The 14,249-nt window shown below is 62.0% G+C and carries 18 protein-coding genes; 8 read left to right on the forward strand and 10 right to left on the reverse strand.

All coding sequences use genetic code 11. The annotated features are described in order from the left end of the window. Nucleotides 1-26 precede the first annotated feature (26 nt). Together GN300_RS09515 and GN300_RS09520 are read left to right on the forward strand one after the other, a co-directional pair. Entirely contained in the window at nucleotides 27-743 is a 717-nt protein-coding gene (locus GN300_RS09515; protein WP_063315997.1) for an NUDIX domain-containing protein, read from the forward strand. A gap of 19 nt (nucleotides 744-762) precedes the next feature. After that, the gene (locus GN300_RS09520) at nucleotides 763-1,215 is read left to right on the forward strand and encodes a DUF6389 family protein (protein WP_063315456.1); all 453 of its coding nucleotides are present in this window, start codon (nucleotides 763-765) and stop codon (nucleotides 1,213-1,215) included. Nucleotides 1,216-1,312: 97 nt separating this feature from the next. Here GN300_RS09520 and GN300_RS09525 read toward each other — a convergent pair whose 3' ends face one another. Then, nucleotides 1,313-1,807 (reverse strand): DinB family protein, encoded by a 495-nt coding sequence (locus GN300_RS09525; RefSeq protein ID WP_063315996.1) that lies wholly within the window; start codon nucleotides 1,805-1,807, stop codon nucleotides 1,313-1,315. 133 nt (nucleotides 1,808-1,940) lie between these two features. Beyond that, entirely contained in the window at nucleotides 1,941-2,435 is a 495-nt protein-coding gene (locus GN300_RS09530; protein ID WP_063315455.1) for a hypothetical protein, read from the reverse strand. A gap of 123 nt (nucleotides 2,436-2,558) precedes the next feature. Here GN300_RS09530 and GN300_RS09535 point away from each other — a divergent pair, with 123 nt between their 5' ends. Both GN300_RS09535 and GN300_RS09540 read left to right on the forward strand, forming a co-directional pair. Beyond that, on the forward strand, nucleotides 2,559-2,900 hold the full coding sequence (locus GN300_RS09535) for a VOC family protein (RefSeq protein ID WP_197487712.1): 342 nt from the start codon (nucleotides 2,559-2,561) through the stop codon (nucleotides 2,898-2,900). 173 nt (nucleotides 2,901-3,073) lie between these two features. Then, the gene (locus GN300_RS09540) at nucleotides 3,074-3,445 is read left to right on the forward strand and encodes an SdpI family protein (protein WP_063315453.1); all 372 of its coding nucleotides are present in this window, start codon (nucleotides 3,074-3,076) and stop codon (nucleotides 3,443-3,445) included. Between the two features lie 44 nt (nucleotides 3,446-3,489). Here GN300_RS09540 and GN300_RS09545 read toward each other — a convergent pair whose 3' ends face one another. The 4 genes from GN300_RS09545 to GN300_RS09560 all read right to left on the reverse strand — a co-directional run bounded on the left by GN300_RS09545 (nucleotide 3,490) and on the right by GN300_RS09560 (nucleotide 6,465). Then, nucleotides 3,490-4,524: a HEAT repeat domain-containing protein gene (locus tag GN300_RS09545; RefSeq protein WP_063315452.1), complete on the reverse strand. Its 1,035-nt coding sequence runs from the start codon at nucleotides 4,522-4,524 to the stop codon at nucleotides 3,490-3,492. 13 nt (nucleotides 4,525-4,537) lie between these two features. Next, on the reverse strand, nucleotides 4,538-5,203 hold the full coding sequence (locus GN300_RS09550; protein WP_197487711.1) for a HEAT repeat domain-containing protein: 666 nt from the start codon (nucleotides 5,201-5,203) through the stop codon (nucleotides 4,538-4,540). Between the two features lie 82 nt (nucleotides 5,204-5,285). Further along, nucleotides 5,286-5,756, reverse strand: a complete 471-nt coding sequence (locus GN300_RS09555; RefSeq protein WP_063315451.1) for a DUF2269 family protein — start codon at nucleotides 5,754-5,756, stop codon at nucleotides 5,286-5,288. A 34-nt stretch (nucleotides 5,757-5,790) separates the two neighbouring features. Then, nucleotides 5,791-6,465 carry a DJ-1/PfpI family protein gene (locus GN300_RS09560; protein WP_063315450.1) on the reverse strand — a complete coding sequence of 225 codons (675 nt, stop codon included), beginning with the start codon at nucleotides 6,463-6,465 and terminating at the stop codon, nucleotides 5,791-5,793. 205 nt (nucleotides 6,466-6,670) lie between these two features. Here GN300_RS09560 and GN300_RS09565 point away from each other — a divergent pair, with 205 nt between their 5' ends. Beyond that, entirely contained in the window at nucleotides 6,671-7,615 is a 945-nt protein-coding gene (locus GN300_RS09565) for a GlxA family transcriptional regulator (protein WP_063315994.1), read from the forward strand. 5 nt (nucleotides 7,616-7,620) lie between these two features. On the opposite strand, the gene GN300_RS09570 is transcribed toward GN300_RS09565, so the two are convergent. Beyond that, complete coding sequence (locus tag GN300_RS09570; RefSeq protein ID WP_063315449.1) at nucleotides 7,621-8,292, reverse strand: DNA alkylation repair protein; 672 nt, start codon at nucleotides 8,290-8,292, stop codon at nucleotides 7,621-7,623. 122 nt (nucleotides 8,293-8,414) lie between these two features. Between GN300_RS09570 and GN300_RS09575 the strand changes: the two genes are divergently transcribed. Beyond that, nucleotides 8,415-9,785, forward strand: coding sequence for an APC family permease (locus tag GN300_RS09575; protein WP_233405609.1), 1,371 nt, complete (start codon nucleotides 8,415-8,417; stop codon nucleotides 9,783-9,785). Between the two features lie 25 nt (nucleotides 9,786-9,810). After that, nucleotides 9,811-10,179: a hypothetical protein gene (locus tag GN300_RS09580; protein ID WP_007735659.1), complete on the forward strand. Its 369-nt coding sequence runs from the start codon at nucleotides 9,811-9,813 to the stop codon at nucleotides 10,177-10,179. Nucleotides 10,180-10,229: 50 nt separating this feature from the next. On the opposite strand, the gene GN300_RS09585 is transcribed toward GN300_RS09580, so the two are convergent. Together GN300_RS09585 and GN300_RS09590 are read right to left on the reverse strand one after the other, a co-directional pair. Further along, nucleotides 10,230-10,934, reverse strand: coding sequence for an SDR family oxidoreductase (locus GN300_RS09585; RefSeq protein ID WP_003943023.1), 705 nt, complete (start codon nucleotides 10,932-10,934; stop codon nucleotides 10,230-10,232). Between the two features lie 108 nt (nucleotides 10,935-11,042). Next, nucleotides 11,043-12,377, reverse strand: a complete 1,335-nt coding sequence (locus GN300_RS09590; RefSeq protein ID WP_223257969.1) for an aminotransferase class I/II-fold pyridoxal phosphate-dependent enzyme — start codon at nucleotides 12,375-12,377, stop codon at nucleotides 11,043-11,045. Between the two features lie 79 nt (nucleotides 12,378-12,456). Between GN300_RS09590 and GN300_RS09595 the strand changes: the two genes are divergently transcribed. Continuing rightward, nucleotides 12,457-13,083 carry an FMN-binding negative transcriptional regulator gene (locus GN300_RS09595; protein WP_030537447.1) on the forward strand — a complete coding sequence of 209 codons (627 nt, stop codon included), beginning with the start codon at nucleotides 12,457-12,459 and terminating at the stop codon, nucleotides 13,081-13,083. 39 nt (nucleotides 13,084-13,122) lie between these two features. Here the strand turns inward: GN300_RS09595 and GN300_RS09600 are convergent, their stop codons facing one another. Further along, nucleotides 13,123-14,019 carry an SDR family oxidoreductase gene (locus GN300_RS09600; RefSeq protein ID WP_007735622.1) on the reverse strand — a complete coding sequence of 299 codons (897 nt, stop codon included), beginning with the start codon at nucleotides 14,017-14,019 and terminating at the stop codon, nucleotides 13,123-13,125. Nucleotides 14,020-14,249: the final 230 nt, after the last annotated feature.

Genomic DNA, 14,249 nt, shown 5'->3' on the forward strand with positions numbered 1-14,249 from the left:
TGCCGATCTTCGCTACGGTGGATGACATGACCGAACCTGACAGCGACAGGCAGATACACCCGTCTGCAACGGCGGGATGTGCCGGCGTCGACATTCCGGACAGCCGGGGTCGCACCGGCCTCGACCGAACAGGTCTCGGGCTGCACGGTAATCCGAACGTCGAGGTCGAACGAGTCGAGGTCACCTCAGACGGTTGGCATGTGTTGCGTCGCAGCACCTTCACGTACCGGCGACGGGACGGCACTGTCGAGACACAGCAACGAGAAACCTACGACCGTGGGAACGGCGCGACGATCTTGCTGTACGACCCCGAACGGCGCACCGTCCTGTTGACGAAGCAATTCCGCTTTCCCGCTTACGTCAACGCACACCCCGACGGAATGCTGATCGAGACCGCAGCCGGTTTGCTCGATGCCGACACGCCGGAAGTACCCATTCGGCGAGAGACTAGCGAAGAGCTCGGCGTCGCGATCGGCGAGGTGCAGCATCTGTTCGATCTGTACATGAGCCCCGGATCCGTCACCGAGAGAGTGCATTTCTACGCCGGCCGATACAGCCCGGCGGACAGAACCGGCAGTGGTGGCGGGGTGCCAGACGAAGGCGAGGACATCGAAGTCCTGGAGTTGCAGTTCGACACGGCACTCGACATGATCTCCGGCGGAGAAATCGTCGACGGTAAGACGGTTATTCTTCTTCAATGGGCGGCCATGTCGGGGGCACTGACTTCGAAGTCGATTGCCTGAATTTCTATATCCTGTGCCGATGGAACCTGCTGAGTACAGCGACGCGCTGAGGTCTGTCCTCGATACCGTGTCGGCGGTAGTGAGCGATCGACTGGCTGCGATTCACCACGCGGCAACCCCGCGCACCGAAGGGATCGTCATCGATGTCTCGGTCGATCAGGACGGCGAGGGAACATTCGGCGTCTGGGCACGATTCGAGGGTCCTGACGCATTCAGCCTGAATCAGCAAATCGGTGACGAGAGGGAGCTATTCGGCGTGATCTGGGGCGAGGAAGGCTGGGAACCGCCGGTTCCGCATCGACCGCGAAAGTGGTCACGTGTGGAACTCGAGAAAGCTGTCGTCGGTGTCGTGGCCAAATGGATCGACGGGCTCATTCCCTCGGCCGCCACCGGACTAGCTTGGGAAGTAACGACTCCCGACGGAACTGTCGACGCTGTACCAGTGGGCGGTCGTGGACATCTGCCTCGATGAAGCGCGGAAGCTGTGGGCGGGATGGAAGACCTCACCGCCACGGTTGTCGTCCAGGATCTGCCACTTGTACCGACGGATTCTATCCATTGTTGCGATGTCACCGACCGGTCGCACCGTCGATCAGTTCGCGGAGGATGTCAGCGTGCCCGGCATGGCGCCCGGTCTCTTCGATCATGTGCACGAGCGCCCAGCGGACACTGGGAGCGGGTCGTTTCGCCCCCGGTCGCGGGATGGGCGCGGCAAGATCTGTGCATCCGTCGAGAACTGCGTTGGCACGCTCGACCGTCTCGCGATAGCGACTGACGACACCGTCCACGCTGTCTTCCGATGACGGCTGAAACGTCGCTTTCCAATCCGTCACGTTTTCTGCGAGAAACATCGATCGTTCGACAAAGATCAAGTGATTGACCAGCCCGAGCAAGGTTGTCCCCGACGGAACAATTGTGGTGCGCACCTGAGGTTCCGGAGCACCCTCGACCTTGGCAGCGATCGAATCACGCAAGTAGTCGAGAAACGCGCGTAGCGTATCGACCTCGCTGTTTCCGGCCCGGGGCGGTGGGGCATCACGGCGGCTGCGACGCGACGCTGCCATGGTGGTTCTCCTTCCTCGGTGAAGAACGACATAGAGGCTTCGTTCCTGGGTGGGCAGAAGCGATCCTTCCGAATTCACTCCGATCCCGCATCAAATTTTGCCGTTGCGGCAAAGGCAGGCTTCATCGCCGGTATCACCGCGCCGAATGCAGGTCGTGCACAAGTTGGGGCCTCCGCAACTTGCCGACCTCGAAAGGCCACCGCCGCAGCGGGTAGGCGAGACGAGCCACGAAGTAGTTGGCGTACTCGGCGACGCCGAAAGCCCACACCGCCACCACGCCCACAGCCCCGCCGGAGTGATCTGGTAGCCAGATGACAACGCCGAGAAGAGCTATCGCCAACAAGAGAACATCGAGGACCCGAAACACGCGGTAGAGCGCTGCGAGGCGGGCCGGCATCGGTGCCTGCTCGACCCAGCCTCGGGCAAGCAGCCAGTAGACACCTGCTTGCACGAGTATCACAAGCAGTGGGGCCAGCGCCGACCACAACGCAGCGGAGTCTTTCGGACCTTCGAGCCGAGGCATCACGACGCCGACAGCCACAGCGGCAAATACGACCGCGGCCGCCAGTTCGCCGAGGCCGAGGCTCAGGTACCTGCGTCGCAAACTCTTTCGCCGTTGATCTACCACGCAAGAAACCCTATCCGCCGATCACTCCGCAGCGGGTGCGCAGCAGCTGCAGGGCTTTGCCTAAGATCGATCGAAAGGCAGTCACGTGTAAAGAGGTTGTGGAGTGTGATGGTGCGATTGGCCATGGTTACGTTCGATGCAACGGATGCCCGATCACTTGCCACCTGGTGGTCGGAGCGATTCGGCGAGGCGAGTACCGATGGCGACGAAGATTTCCTGACGGTGACGGCCCCGGATCTCCCACTCACTCTCGGTTTCCAACGGGTCGATCAGGCTCGCAGCCAAAGGAATACGGTTCACCTCGACTTCGACCTCGAACCGCAGGATCCTCCGCGGGACGAGGTCGTCGCGACGTTTGTCGCGGCAGGAGCAGCCCACATCGAGCGCCATGAGTCGGGCGGATCAATTGGGGACGTGTTGGCGGATCCGGCGGGAAACCTTTTCTGCGTAGGTGATCCGCATTAGGGTCTGTCCGACAACCAGTCCGAGATCGAGTCCACTGCTCATTCGGCAAAGCTTGAAAGTGCGTCACCCGCACAGCCGTACATGCATTCGTTCGCATACGGTCGGGTGTGTCCCAGCGGCAACCCAGACTGGAATGTCCGCTGTGTCAAATCTGCCGATAGGGGGCTGGACGGGTGGGATCGCCTGATTTGCTGGGTCTGACGGCCTCGATGTCGTCGTCGACGCTTGTCCTCGCGTTCGTTGCCGGGATTCTTCCGCGAGTCGTCGGTGATGAACCGAATCCCGTTGTCGGCATACGCACGAAGGCGACGATCTCGAGCCCCGAGGCGTGGCAATTGGCCCATCGGATTGCGTGGCCCCTTCTACGCCGGACGGTGTGGACAGCCGTAGTGGGACTGTGCATGCAGGTCACCATCGGTGTCGTGACAGGTTTCGGATCTGTGGTGTCGGCTGTCGCCTCAACAGTCGTGTTTCTAGCGGTGCTCCTTGTCCTGCTCTGTGCAGCGTTGAAGGGCAACGCTGCGGCAAAATCGTTGCGGCGCTGACCGCCCGGGCCCGCAGTTGTCAGAGGTGCCCTAGTTCTCCGATTTCAGTTCCCGATACGCGGTCGTTCGCGCCGGCGTGGTCCACGGTCCCGCATCGCGAGGATCGCCGCTGCCGTGGACGCGACCGTCTTGTCGTCGTCGCGTGTCAGCCGGGCGAGCGCTTCCCGGGCCGCCGCGCCGGGAATCTCAGCGAGTGCCTGCGTGATTCGCAACCTCGTCGGGGCGTCGTCAGTGCCGTCGAGCCTTGCCTGCACGGCATCGACGACCTCACCGCTTGTCGGTGAGTGCTCCGCGAGAAGACCGAGCACCTCTCCGGCCTCGACGTCGCGTCGCCCGTCGGCGACCATCTCGAGGAGAGCGGGCATCGAGACGGCCTCTCCGCGAGATCCGAGGGTGAGAGCGGCATCAGCGCGGACTATCGCGTCCGAATCATCGAGAGCTCGCTTCAGCGCCCGAGTTGCTTCCTCGGTGTGGATCCCGGAGATGGCCGACGTCGCGCGGCGTCGAACCTCGACGTCCTCCGATTCGAGCCCCTTCGTGAGACCTGCAAGGCCCGCACCTTCGGTCCTCGCCAACGCCCACTGCAACGCTCCGGCCACGTTGGCATCCTTCTCCGACAGGATGGCCTCGACGAGTGCGTCGACGGGCAACGCCGCATTCAGCTCCTGCGACAGGATCGCTTGCTGACGGTGGGCAGCGAACTCGGATTCGAGTGCACGCAACAGCGAGACCATGCGCAGGACGTCGTCCCACTCCGAAGGGGCGCTGGCATCGACCCTTTCGAGTTTGGTCAGCAATTCCTCCTCCGCCGCGATCCGTTGCCGAGTGTGTTGCATGAGTTCACCCACCAAATCGGCCGGCGCGAAGTCGGGTTCGTCCAGTGCACGCTTGGCCTCGTTCAACGAGAGCCCCAACGTCCTCAAGCTCTCGACGTGGAAGAGTCGACGGATGTCGTCGGCGGAGTACTCCCGGTAACCGCCGGACGTGCGGCCCGTCGGCTTCACCAGTCCCAAGGTGTCGTAGTGACGCAGCATCCGTGTGCTGACACCACAACGCCGCGAGACCTCGCCGATCAACATCCGTCTCCCCTTCCTACGCGTCCGGGCCGATTGCCGCGACGCGCTTCGCCAACTCGTGAGAGAGTGCGAACCCACCGTCGGGGTCGTGCCAGAGTTGCTTTGTAGCATCAGCATGCGCCCGGACACGCGGATTCGGGCTCATACCGGCCGCGTCGAGCACCGGGAGTACAGCCTCGCCGAGTCCTGTCAGAGCTCGACTGAGACTGAGCTGCATCTGCAGTTCACCCCGCCCGAGTTCGGTCGCCAGATCCGCTGCGAGTGCACCCTCGACTCCTGCCGGCACGAGTGCCACTGCGGCGCGCCACGCACTGCGCACGACCTCGTCGTCCTGGTCGTGAACCAGCGCAGAGACCGCGGGCCAAGCGGTCGGATCGCCGATCTTGGACAAGGTGTGGAGCGCCTGACTGCGGGCTTGCGAACCATCGGACCCGAGCTCACGGATCAGCTTCGGTACCGTGATTTCGGCCGGCAGGCGGCACAACGCCCAGGTCAGCATGTCGCGGACGAAGAAATCCGGCTCGACGGCACACCGATCGACCAGGGCAACCGTCAGCTCAGGGTCCGGGCGTGTGCCGGCGGCTAGCGCGGCGCGCAGCCTAACCGAGGGATCAGCTGCGGCCAATGCGTCGACGAGGTGAGCATTCTGCCCATCGTGGTTGGTTGTGTTCACGACAACCACCTCCTTCGTCGACCATTGGAGTCCTTGTCACTGTGTCAAGGTCAAGCGTCGCTGTCTCCGACACGGGAAATATCGCCTCGGATCACACGCCGGTTGTCGATCCTGGCCGAAAGATCATCAGCACGACGACAACGACCCAGAGCAGATTGAAGATCCCCGTCGCTGTGCCCAGTCGACGGGTGAGCCGCGTTGCGACATCCACAACGGACCCGGTTCCTTCGATCGCCGCCATTGTCAGCCGTTGGGCGGGAAGCACGACCGCGGTGAGTATCACGGCGGCAACGAGGGTGAGTGCGATCGAGGTGAGGATCCACAGGTCACCGAGCACTCCGAGATTGACGGCGGTGGCGACACCGAGCATCGGAACGACAACGCCGATCGTGGCATACACCCGAACGATGCGATGCAGCATGCCCGTCGTCGCAACACTGGCGCTGTCCGGATCGGCGAGCGCGGCGCGGCTCGCCACCGGGAACATACTCGCCGCCACAGCGACGGGGCCGATGGCAAGAATGGCCGCAATCACGTGGAGGGACAGCAGGATTCCGGTCATGGGATTTCTCGCGTTTCGGTACGCACAAGCGTATTCACGCAGCGTCCGGGGCGAAGGTGATTACAGGCTCGGCGCCCTTGGCCGACCACACCGTTCCACGACGCTCGTAGTCGAAGAGCGCTTCGACCTCGAGACTTATCCGGGGCCCGAGGCATCGTTCCAACAGGTACAGGCCAAGGTCGAGACCGGATGTCACACCGCCGGCGGTGATCAGGTCACCGTCGTCGACGATTCGCGCCTGGATCGGAATAACGCCGCCGGCCGCCAGTGCGTCCACGGCAAGATGGTGTGTTACGGCGCGGCGCCCTTCGAGAAGCCCCGCCATCGCCAGCGCCAAAGATCCTCCACAGACGGTCGCAACAAGAACACCAGGATCGTCGAGTGCACGCCGCATCATGACAGGCAGTTCGGTTTCCGTTGTGGCCGCGAGTCTTTCCGGCAAACTGGTGCCCGGCTGGTCCGCATCGGGTTCGAAGAGACCCGATGCTCCGGGAACGATAATCAGATCCGCGTGTTCGACATCGAGGGTTGCAGTGGCGGTCATAGCGAGTTCACCACTTCCGCTCAGGACGGTCCCAGGCTTCTCCGCACTGACGAGTTCGACACTCAACGCCCCACCGCTGGCGAGACCCCCGGCGTAGAGCACCTCGTACGGACCCACGACATCCATGGGATCGAATCCGTCGAACAACACGATCTGCGCGTGCACTGCAACCTCCGATTTTGTGCGACGCGCTCCTGTGCGCGTCGCTGTTCCTACGACAGTAGGAGGAAGTTGACCCCTGCGGCGACGGCTGAAAGCCAACCTTCGACGGCTTTCAGCCAACCTCACATATTCTGTGAAATACCAGTTGAGAGGATATTTCACGACACGAGATCACAGAATCTCGCGCCACATACGCTACGTTTCAGACATGCATGACGTTGCAGTTCTCGCGTTGCCCGGAGTGGTGCCGATGGACCTGGCAGCACCCCTCGAAGTCTTCGGACGATGCAGGCTTCCCTCAGGCGCACCGGGCTACCGCACCGCCGTGTGCGCGCTCACCGAGGAGGTGGAGACCGGAACGTTCACGATGCGCGTACCGCACGGACTGTCACGTCTCGCCCAGGCCAGCACGATCATCATCCCGGGCACCGCCGATCTCGATGTGCCGATCGACCCCGAGATCATCGAAGCCCTCAGATCAGCCGCAGATCGCGGCACACGCATCGCATCACTGTGCGTCGGCGCATTCACGCTCGCCGACACCGGCTTGCTCGACGGACTTCGCGCGACGACGCACTGGGCGGCCGCCGCAGAGTTGGCGCGTCGGCACCCGGCTGTCGACGTCGATGCTGCCGTTCTCTACGTCGACAACGGGCACATCTTGACTTCGGCGGGCGCTGCGGCCGCACTCGACCTCTGTCTGTACATGGTGCGTCAGGACTACGGGTCTGCCGTCGCCGCCGACACGGCACGTCTGAGCGTGATGCCGCTCGAACGTGCCGGAGGGCAAGCACAATTCATCGTTCACGAGCCTCCCGTACCCAGCGGGACAACCCTCAGGCCGCTACTGAACTGGATGGAAGAGAACCTCGGGGAGCAACTCGACATCACGACAATCGCGGCCAAGGCAACGATGAGCACTCGCACGCTCAACCGCCGATTCCAGGAACAAATCGGTACGACGCCGTTGCAGTGGCTCCATCACGCGCGGCTCCGCCAAGCGCAATTTCTGCTCGAGACTACCGACCACTCGATCGAACGTGTTGCGGGACAAGTCGGATTCAATGCCGTCACGACATTCCGCGAACGCTTCCGAGACCTGGTCGGTACCAGTCCACAGCGATACCGGACGCAGTTTCGAACGTCGCGGTAGTCGACCTACTTCTCACTCTGTCTGCTCACCATCTCCGAGATCCAGATCGGCGCAAACGGCGAGGTACAGTTCGGCGGAGTCGGGTAATCCTCGAGCACTCGCAGACGCTCACCGATGTCGATTGCGCGGGCCCGGAACTCGGCATGTTCGATCCCGATCTGAGCCAGGCAGTGGTTCATCGCCCATTGCAGGCGATCAGGAGCATCCTTCATCTCCGTCTCGATGACGTCGAGCAATCCTGAAAGATCAAGTCCCTCAGGCTTCTTCGCTGCGCGCTCGGTAGTCAGGGCCCAGCCGGCGCTCGCAACCACAGGATCGGAGTCTGCGGTCCAGGCCACCCGCAATTCCTCCGCGTGCGGGTTCTTCTTCACCACGTAGTTGACGAGCCAGTCCTGCACCTTGGGAGTACGGGCCTCACGCAACATGACGTCCAACTGGTCACGCTCGAACACCTTCGGGCGGCAGATCAGAAGGGCAAGCAGTCTCGCTGCGGTGTCGCCCGTTGCCCAAAGCTGTTGTGCGAGTTCTTGCTGAGTCTTCAATCGCTTCGCAACAGCGCGCAGCTTTGAAAGGTTCACACCGTGATCGTCACCGTGTTTCTCGTTCACCGCGCGCGCCTTCGGATCCTCGAGCGCAGCCAGCTCGTCCATCACCGCCGCAACCGTCGTTTCAGCCACATCGTCCTCCAGTCACTATTTCTGCGATTCACCTACAAGCAAAGCACGAGAAAGCGAGCGACCCACGTTTGAAACTTCGACCACTGGGTACATGTCTGCTCCTGAGGTGGCGGCACGCCACCATGAAGACAGGACGAACCTTGCATATGCGACGCGCCGCGGGTGCTGAGAACGTGGACGAAACCGCACGCGGAGATGAAGGCGGCGGTAAGAACGTTCTCACTCGGGCCATAACCGGCCCACTCCTTTTCGTGTTCATCCTCGGAGATGTTCTGGGCGCCGGTATCTACGCGTTGGTGGGCGTCACCGCCGGTGAAGTTGGTGGAGCCGTCTGGGTACCACTGCTCGTAGCGCTCGTCATGGCATTGCTGACAGCAACGTCGTATGCCGAACTGGTCACCAAATATCCGCGAGCGGGCGGCGCAGCAGTATTCGCCCAACGGGCGTATCGGAAACCACTGATCTCGTTCCTTGTCGGCTTCTCGATGCTGGCGGCCGGCGTAACCAGTGCGGCGGGACTCGCCCTCGCATTCTCGGGCGACTATCTCAAAGCCTTCATCGACGTCCCAACCGTTCCAGCGGCGCTCGTCTTCCTGCTCCTGGTGGGACTTCTCAATGCCAGAGGCATCAAGGAGTCGATGCGCGCCAACGTCGTCATGACAGTCGTGGAGGTCACCGGGCTCGTCCTCGTTGTCGTCCTCGCTTGCATAGTTCTCGGGCGCGGCGACGGAACCCTGAGCCGCGTCGTGGAGTTCGACGACAGCCGATCGCCTGCACTCGCGGTGCTGGCTGCGGCACTCCTCGCGTACTACTCTTTTGTCGGCTTCGAAACGTCCGCGAACGTCGCCGAAGAAGTGAAGAACGTGAGCAAGGTCTACCCACGCGCACTGTTCGGAGCATTACTGACAGCCGGCGCCGCCTATGTCCTTGTCGGCCTGGCTGTCTCGGTGGTCCTGCCCGCCGACGAACTTGCCGCATCCTCCGGGCCACTGCTGGAAGTTGTGTCAGCTGCCGACGTCGGCGTTCCGCCTCGCCTGTTCAGCCTGATCGCGTTGGTCGCCGTCGCCAACGGCGCACTGCTGACAATGATCATGGCGAGCAGGCTGACATACGGGATGGCATCGGAAGGCTTGCTCCCGAGCGTCTTCGCTCGGGTACTGCCGCAGCGACGGACCCCCTGGGTGGCGATTATCGCGACCACAGCAGTTGCCATGGCTCTCTGCGTCACCGGATCGCTGTCAGCCCTGGCGGAGACGGTGGTACTCCTGCTGCTTTTCGTATTCATCAGCACCAACATCGCCGTCCTGGTTCTGCGCCGTGACGCAGTGCAACACAAACACTTCCGAACGCCGATCATCTTCCCGATCCTCGCTCTCGGTACGTGCGTTGCGTTGCTCACCCAGCAGAGCGCTGCGACGTGGTTACGCGCATCATTACTCTTGGCCGTCGGAGTAGTGCTGTACGCCATCTCCCACCGCCGATCCACGAAGTGAGGTGCGATGTACAGGAGCCGGTGTGATGACCGACAGTTCTGACGCGTCAGATGTAATTCAGCGTCGAGAGCGAAAGATCAACAGGCGAACCCTGACGTACGGCGTGTCAGTCGTTCTGGCTACCGCGGTTTTGGTTATCGCGATCGTGTGGTTGGGCTCCCGGCGGGGCGAATGCTTCGGTACCGACACCTTGCTGTGCTCACAGAAGGATCGCCGACTGGCGGTCTTCGTCCCGAGCCTGATGTTGCTGCTCGGGACCGTGGGCGCGTTCTTGCGAGCCTCCCTGCGATTGCACCGCCTGCGGCGCCTCTACATCCGGCCGTACATGGCGTGGGCCTTGGCGGGCCTCACCCTGACGTATCTGACCGGAGCTTACTTCTTGATCGGGGTTTAGATTCTCTGAATACGTCTGTTCAGCAACCAGATTGAGTCGACAGCCGCAAATCAGAATCGCGGATCGTCGATCGCAGTGAGGACTACTTCCCGCACTGACGTCGAAGACGACAAACTCGAGATCGAGCGCACCGTATCCACAACGTCATGTACCGGGACCAGAGATCCCTCTCCCCTGGCGGCAGCGACGTCTCGGGGCACGTCGAGTCCGTCTTCTGTATTGAGATATCCGAGATGAAGGACAGTCACGGCGAGTCTGTCCTTCCGGTAGCCCTCTCTCAACGCGTCGGCAATGCCGTTGATCGCGAACTTCGATGCACCGAACGCAACCTCCGGCCTACCGCTTCGCGGGAGTCCCGAGGTGGACCCGGTCAAGATGATCCGAGGTCGAGGACGGCCGATCATTCTCGGGATCAGGCGCTTGAGCAGGAGAATTGTGGCCGTGATGTTGGCGTTGATCATTTCGAGCATTTCCATGTCCGATTGTTCTGCGAATGCATAGTCAGTGGTGAAGGCGTCCCCTTCCCAAATCCCGACGTTGCAAATCAGGGTGTCTACACCTCCGACAAGCTCCTGATCGATCGAGTTCGCCGCCGTAACAGGGTCGGTCAGGTCTACTTCGATCCACTCGGAGACGTCGAACCCGTCAGGGCGCCGCCGAGAGATGCCGAGAACTTCGTGGCCGTCGCTCCTCAGTCCCTCGATCAAAGCACGACCGAGACCTCGGCTCGCACCGACAACAACCGCCCTCGCCACAATTACACCCTTCGTCGTCGCTCGAACCGATCCTATCGATCCAGCCGTCGCCGGTAGTTTCGTCGAGAAGCGAGAGACTCAGATTCGCACCGTAGTGCAGCTGGACAACTACGGGCTCGCCAATATTTCAGCCAGGGCACTGGCGAACTCGCGTGCTTGGTCAGAGGTGATGGTGGAGGCGGTCACACGAAGTGCCCGGTGGCACTGACCCGGCGTCGCCGAGAACTGACTTCCGTCCCGCACGAGCCAGCCAGACTCGGCGAGTCGCTCGACAATCGGTTCGGAATCCCGATCCAGCGGAACCCAGACATTGAGTCCGTCGAAAGTGTCAGGAACCTCGATATCATGTTCTGACAGTGCAGATTTCAGAAGGGTTCGGCGGCGCTCGTAGACAGCGCGAGCATTGGCGAGGCCGTCGATCACCGTCGGATCACTCAGCAGTTCAGCACTCAAGCGCTGCTGCAGGTGACTGACCCAGTTGGCGCCCGACCGGAGATGAGTGCTCAGCCGAATGCCGGTGTCGAGGTCCGAGGCGACCACTGCCACGCGCAGGTCGGGCCCGAGAAATTTCGACACGGAACGAACAAGCGCCCACCGCGTCGTGCTCATCGGAGCGAGCCGACAGTACCGATTGCTGGACACGGCAGAGAAGTGATCGTCCTCGATTACCAGAACGTGAGGGAACTCGGCCAGGATGCTTCCGAGAATCGCCGCTCGGTCGGCGCTCATGCTGACCCCGGTGGGGTTGTGCGCACGAGGGGTGCAAATAATCGCGCGCACACCACTTTCGAGAGCACGCAGCAGCCCTTGCGGGGTAATACCCGAAGTGTCGATGTCCATCGGTACCGCTCGGAAGCTGTTGGCTTTGAGCGTTCCGATGCTCGCCAGGAAGCACGGATCCTCGATCGCGACGGCGTCACCTCGGGTCAAATGAGCGGTCAACAGTCGCTCGACCGCGTCAACGGCACCGTTGGTGATGGTGATCGAGCACGGCCTTGGAACCTCGTCCTCGATCGAGGAACGTGCCCAGGAATCGAGTAGAGGCTCGGTGGCTGCGGCGCCGTACAACCGGGGCGTGTAAGTGGTCCGGTCCAACGAGGCTCTGAGATCAGGCAGCAATGCCGGATCAGGATTTCCGCTGGCGAGATCCACGCTGCCAGGAAGAGCGATACCGCCTTCTCCTTCCAGGAACGGTATGGCTCGCACGAAGCTGCCGCGCCGGCCCTGTGTCTCCACAACTCCCGCCGCCACGAGCAAGCGATAGGCTCCGGCAACTGTGTTCCGGTGAACCTCGAGATCGTCGGCCAAGGCCCGTATGGGCGGCAACGCATCCCCTGGAGCCAGTACCCCAGCACTGATGAGATTGCGGATGCCCTCGGAAATCTCGCCCGCTGTCCCGCGGACGACATAGAGCCTCACCTGGTCCGCCACAGTGCTGGTCACAGGCTCACTCTATTAGCACATGACAAAACCTCCACGCTGTGACACATTGTCACATGACAAAAAATCTGTGAGGAGACACATGATTCTGCCCGGACAATTCCGCCTCTCCGACGACGCGGTCGCCGACTCTCTCCACGCCGGTGGATTCGGACACCTGGTCACACCGGGCCCCGAGACCCTCGAAGTCACGTCGATGCCACTGCTGTACAACGCCGAAGGAAACGTGTTGGAGGGGCATCTCGCCCGGACGAATCCGCATTGGCGATACACCGGGACATCGGAGTCTCTAGTGATCCTCCCCGGCGCCGACGCCTACGTGAGCCCCGAGTTCTACCCGAGCAAGAGCGTCCACGGGAAGGTCGTCCCGACGTGGAACTACGAAGTTCTCTACGTCTACGGCCAACTGGTTGCGCACGACGACGAGCAGTGGCTGCGTGCGCACGTCACCGCACTGACAGCTCGACATGAATCCGGCCGTGAGAACGAATGGAAGGTCACCGACGCGCCGCCGCAGTTCGTCGATGCGCAGCTGCGAGGGATTGTGGGGATCGAACTGCACGTGGCCCGTGTCTACGGAAAAGCGAAGTTGAATCAAAACCGTTCCCCCGCTGATCGCTCCGGCGTCATCCGGGGTCTGGAGAAGGGCTCATTCTCCGAACGAGAGACCGCCGCAGCGATGGTCGCCGCGGGCCTCGACAACGGTTGACCGTTACGCCGTCGTCGTACGCCTTGTCTAGTCGCACATTCAGGTGAGCGGTTTTCCACCCGTCACGCCGATGACTTCCCCAGTGGTGTAACTGGATTCGCCAGAGGCGAGAAATACATAGGCGGGAGCAAGCTCGGCCGGCTGACCTGCCCGCCCGAGCGGAACGTCGTCCCCGAACGTCTCGAACTTCTCCTTGGGCATCGTCGCCGGAATCAGTGGCGTCCAAATCGGTCCAGGTGCAACGGCATTGACCCTGATTCCCTTCCGTGCGACATCGGCGGCCAGCCCCTTGGTGAAGTCGATGATGCCCGCCTTTGTCGTGGCGTAATCGAGCAGCTCGGGCGACGGGGACGCACCTTGGATGGACGAGGTATTCACGATCGTCGATCCGGGCTCCATCTGCGCGATCGCTGCTTTGGAGAGCCAAAATAGTGCGTAGAGGTTGGTTTTCATCACACGGTCGAATTGTTCGGTGGTGATATCGGCGATGCCGCCCATCTGCACCATCTGAAACGCGGCGTTGTTCACCAAGATGTCGAGTCCGCCGAGTTCACGCACCGCGGTTTCGACCAAAGCAGAACAATGTTCCTCGCTTCGGAGATCTCCCGGCACCGAGACGGCTTTGCGACCTGCCTCCTCGACCCAGCGAGCGGTTTCCCGAGCGTCCTGTTCTTCCTCGTCGAGATAACTCAGGACAACGTCCGCGCCTTCTCTGGCAAATGCAATCGCGACCGCACGTCCGATGCCCGAATCCGCTCCGGTGACAATCGCACGCCTTCCTTCGAGTCGACCACTTCCTCGATAGGTGTTTTCACCGTGGTCGGGAGGAGAAATCATGTCTGCGGTGAGACCGGGGTGTGCGATCTCCGCCTGCCGCTCACGCACAGGAGCGGGGAACCGCGTGGTCGGGTCCTGCATTGCGTACTGGTCCGGCATATCGATACTCCTCGGGTGACGCAGTTTCTCGCGGGCTTCTGGATGGATGCACTGCACATGCCTCCTTCCCGCCGAATAGAAATCGAAACCTCGGGGTGGCCGGGGTCTCACTCATCCTGGTGCCGACGATCTCGATGCGTCGACCCCACTTGTTCGTTGTGGTTACTACGCGGTAGGTCGGGGTAGCCCGCGTAGCGGCGGTGGCTCCGCGACCCGCGGAGCACTCGTCG

The organism is Rhodococcus sp. Ni2 (assembly GCF_021352185.1).
In the GTDB taxonomy this organism is placed as follows: Bacteria; Actinomycetota; Actinomycetes; order Mycobacteriales; family Mycobacteriaceae; genus Rhodococcus_F; species Rhodococcus_F qingshengii.

Excerpts from the sequence above, each read along its gene's own strand:
- GN300_RS09555 (WP_063315451.1), bottom strand. The coding sequence starts at position 5,756 with ATGACCGGAATCCTGCTGTCCCTCCACGTGATTGCGGCCATTCTTGCC.
- GN300_RS09575 (WP_233405609.1), top strand. The coding sequence starts at position 8,415 with ATGAAGACAGGACGAACCTTGCATATGCGACGCGCCGCGGGTGCTGAG.
- GN300_RS09565 (WP_063315994.1), top strand. The coding sequence starts at position 6,671 with ATGCATGACGTTGCAGTTCTCGCGTTGCCCGGAGTGGTGCCGATGGAC.
- GN300_RS09580 (WP_007735659.1), top strand. The coding sequence starts at position 9,811 with ATGACCGACAGTTCTGACGCGTCAGATGTAATTCAGCGTCGAGAGCGA.
- GN300_RS09535 (WP_197487712.1), top strand. The coding sequence starts at position 2,559 with ATGGTTACGTTCGATGCAACGGATGCCCGATCACTTGCCACCTGGTGG.
- GN300_RS09525 (WP_063315996.1), bottom strand. The coding sequence starts at position 1,807 with ATGGCAGCGTCGCGTCGCAGCCGCCGTGATGCCCCACCGCCCCGGGCC.
- GN300_RS09545 (WP_063315452.1), bottom strand. The coding sequence starts at position 4,524 with ATGTTGATCGGCGAGGTCTCGCGGCGTTGTGGTGTCAGCACACGGATG.
- GN300_RS09600 (WP_007735622.1), bottom strand. The coding sequence starts at position 14,019 with ATGCCGGACCAGTACGCAATGCAGGACCCGACCACGCGGTTCCCCGCT.
- GN300_RS09515 (WP_063315997.1), top strand. The coding sequence starts at position 27 with ATGACCGAACCTGACAGCGACAGGCAGATACACCCGTCTGCAACGGCG.
- GN300_RS09520 (WP_063315456.1), top strand. The coding sequence starts at position 763 with ATGGAACCTGCTGAGTACAGCGACGCGCTGAGGTCTGTCCTCGATACC.
- GN300_RS09595 (WP_030537447.1), top strand. The coding sequence starts at position 12,457 with ATGATTCTGCCCGGACAATTCCGCCTCTCCGACGACGCGGTCGCCGAC.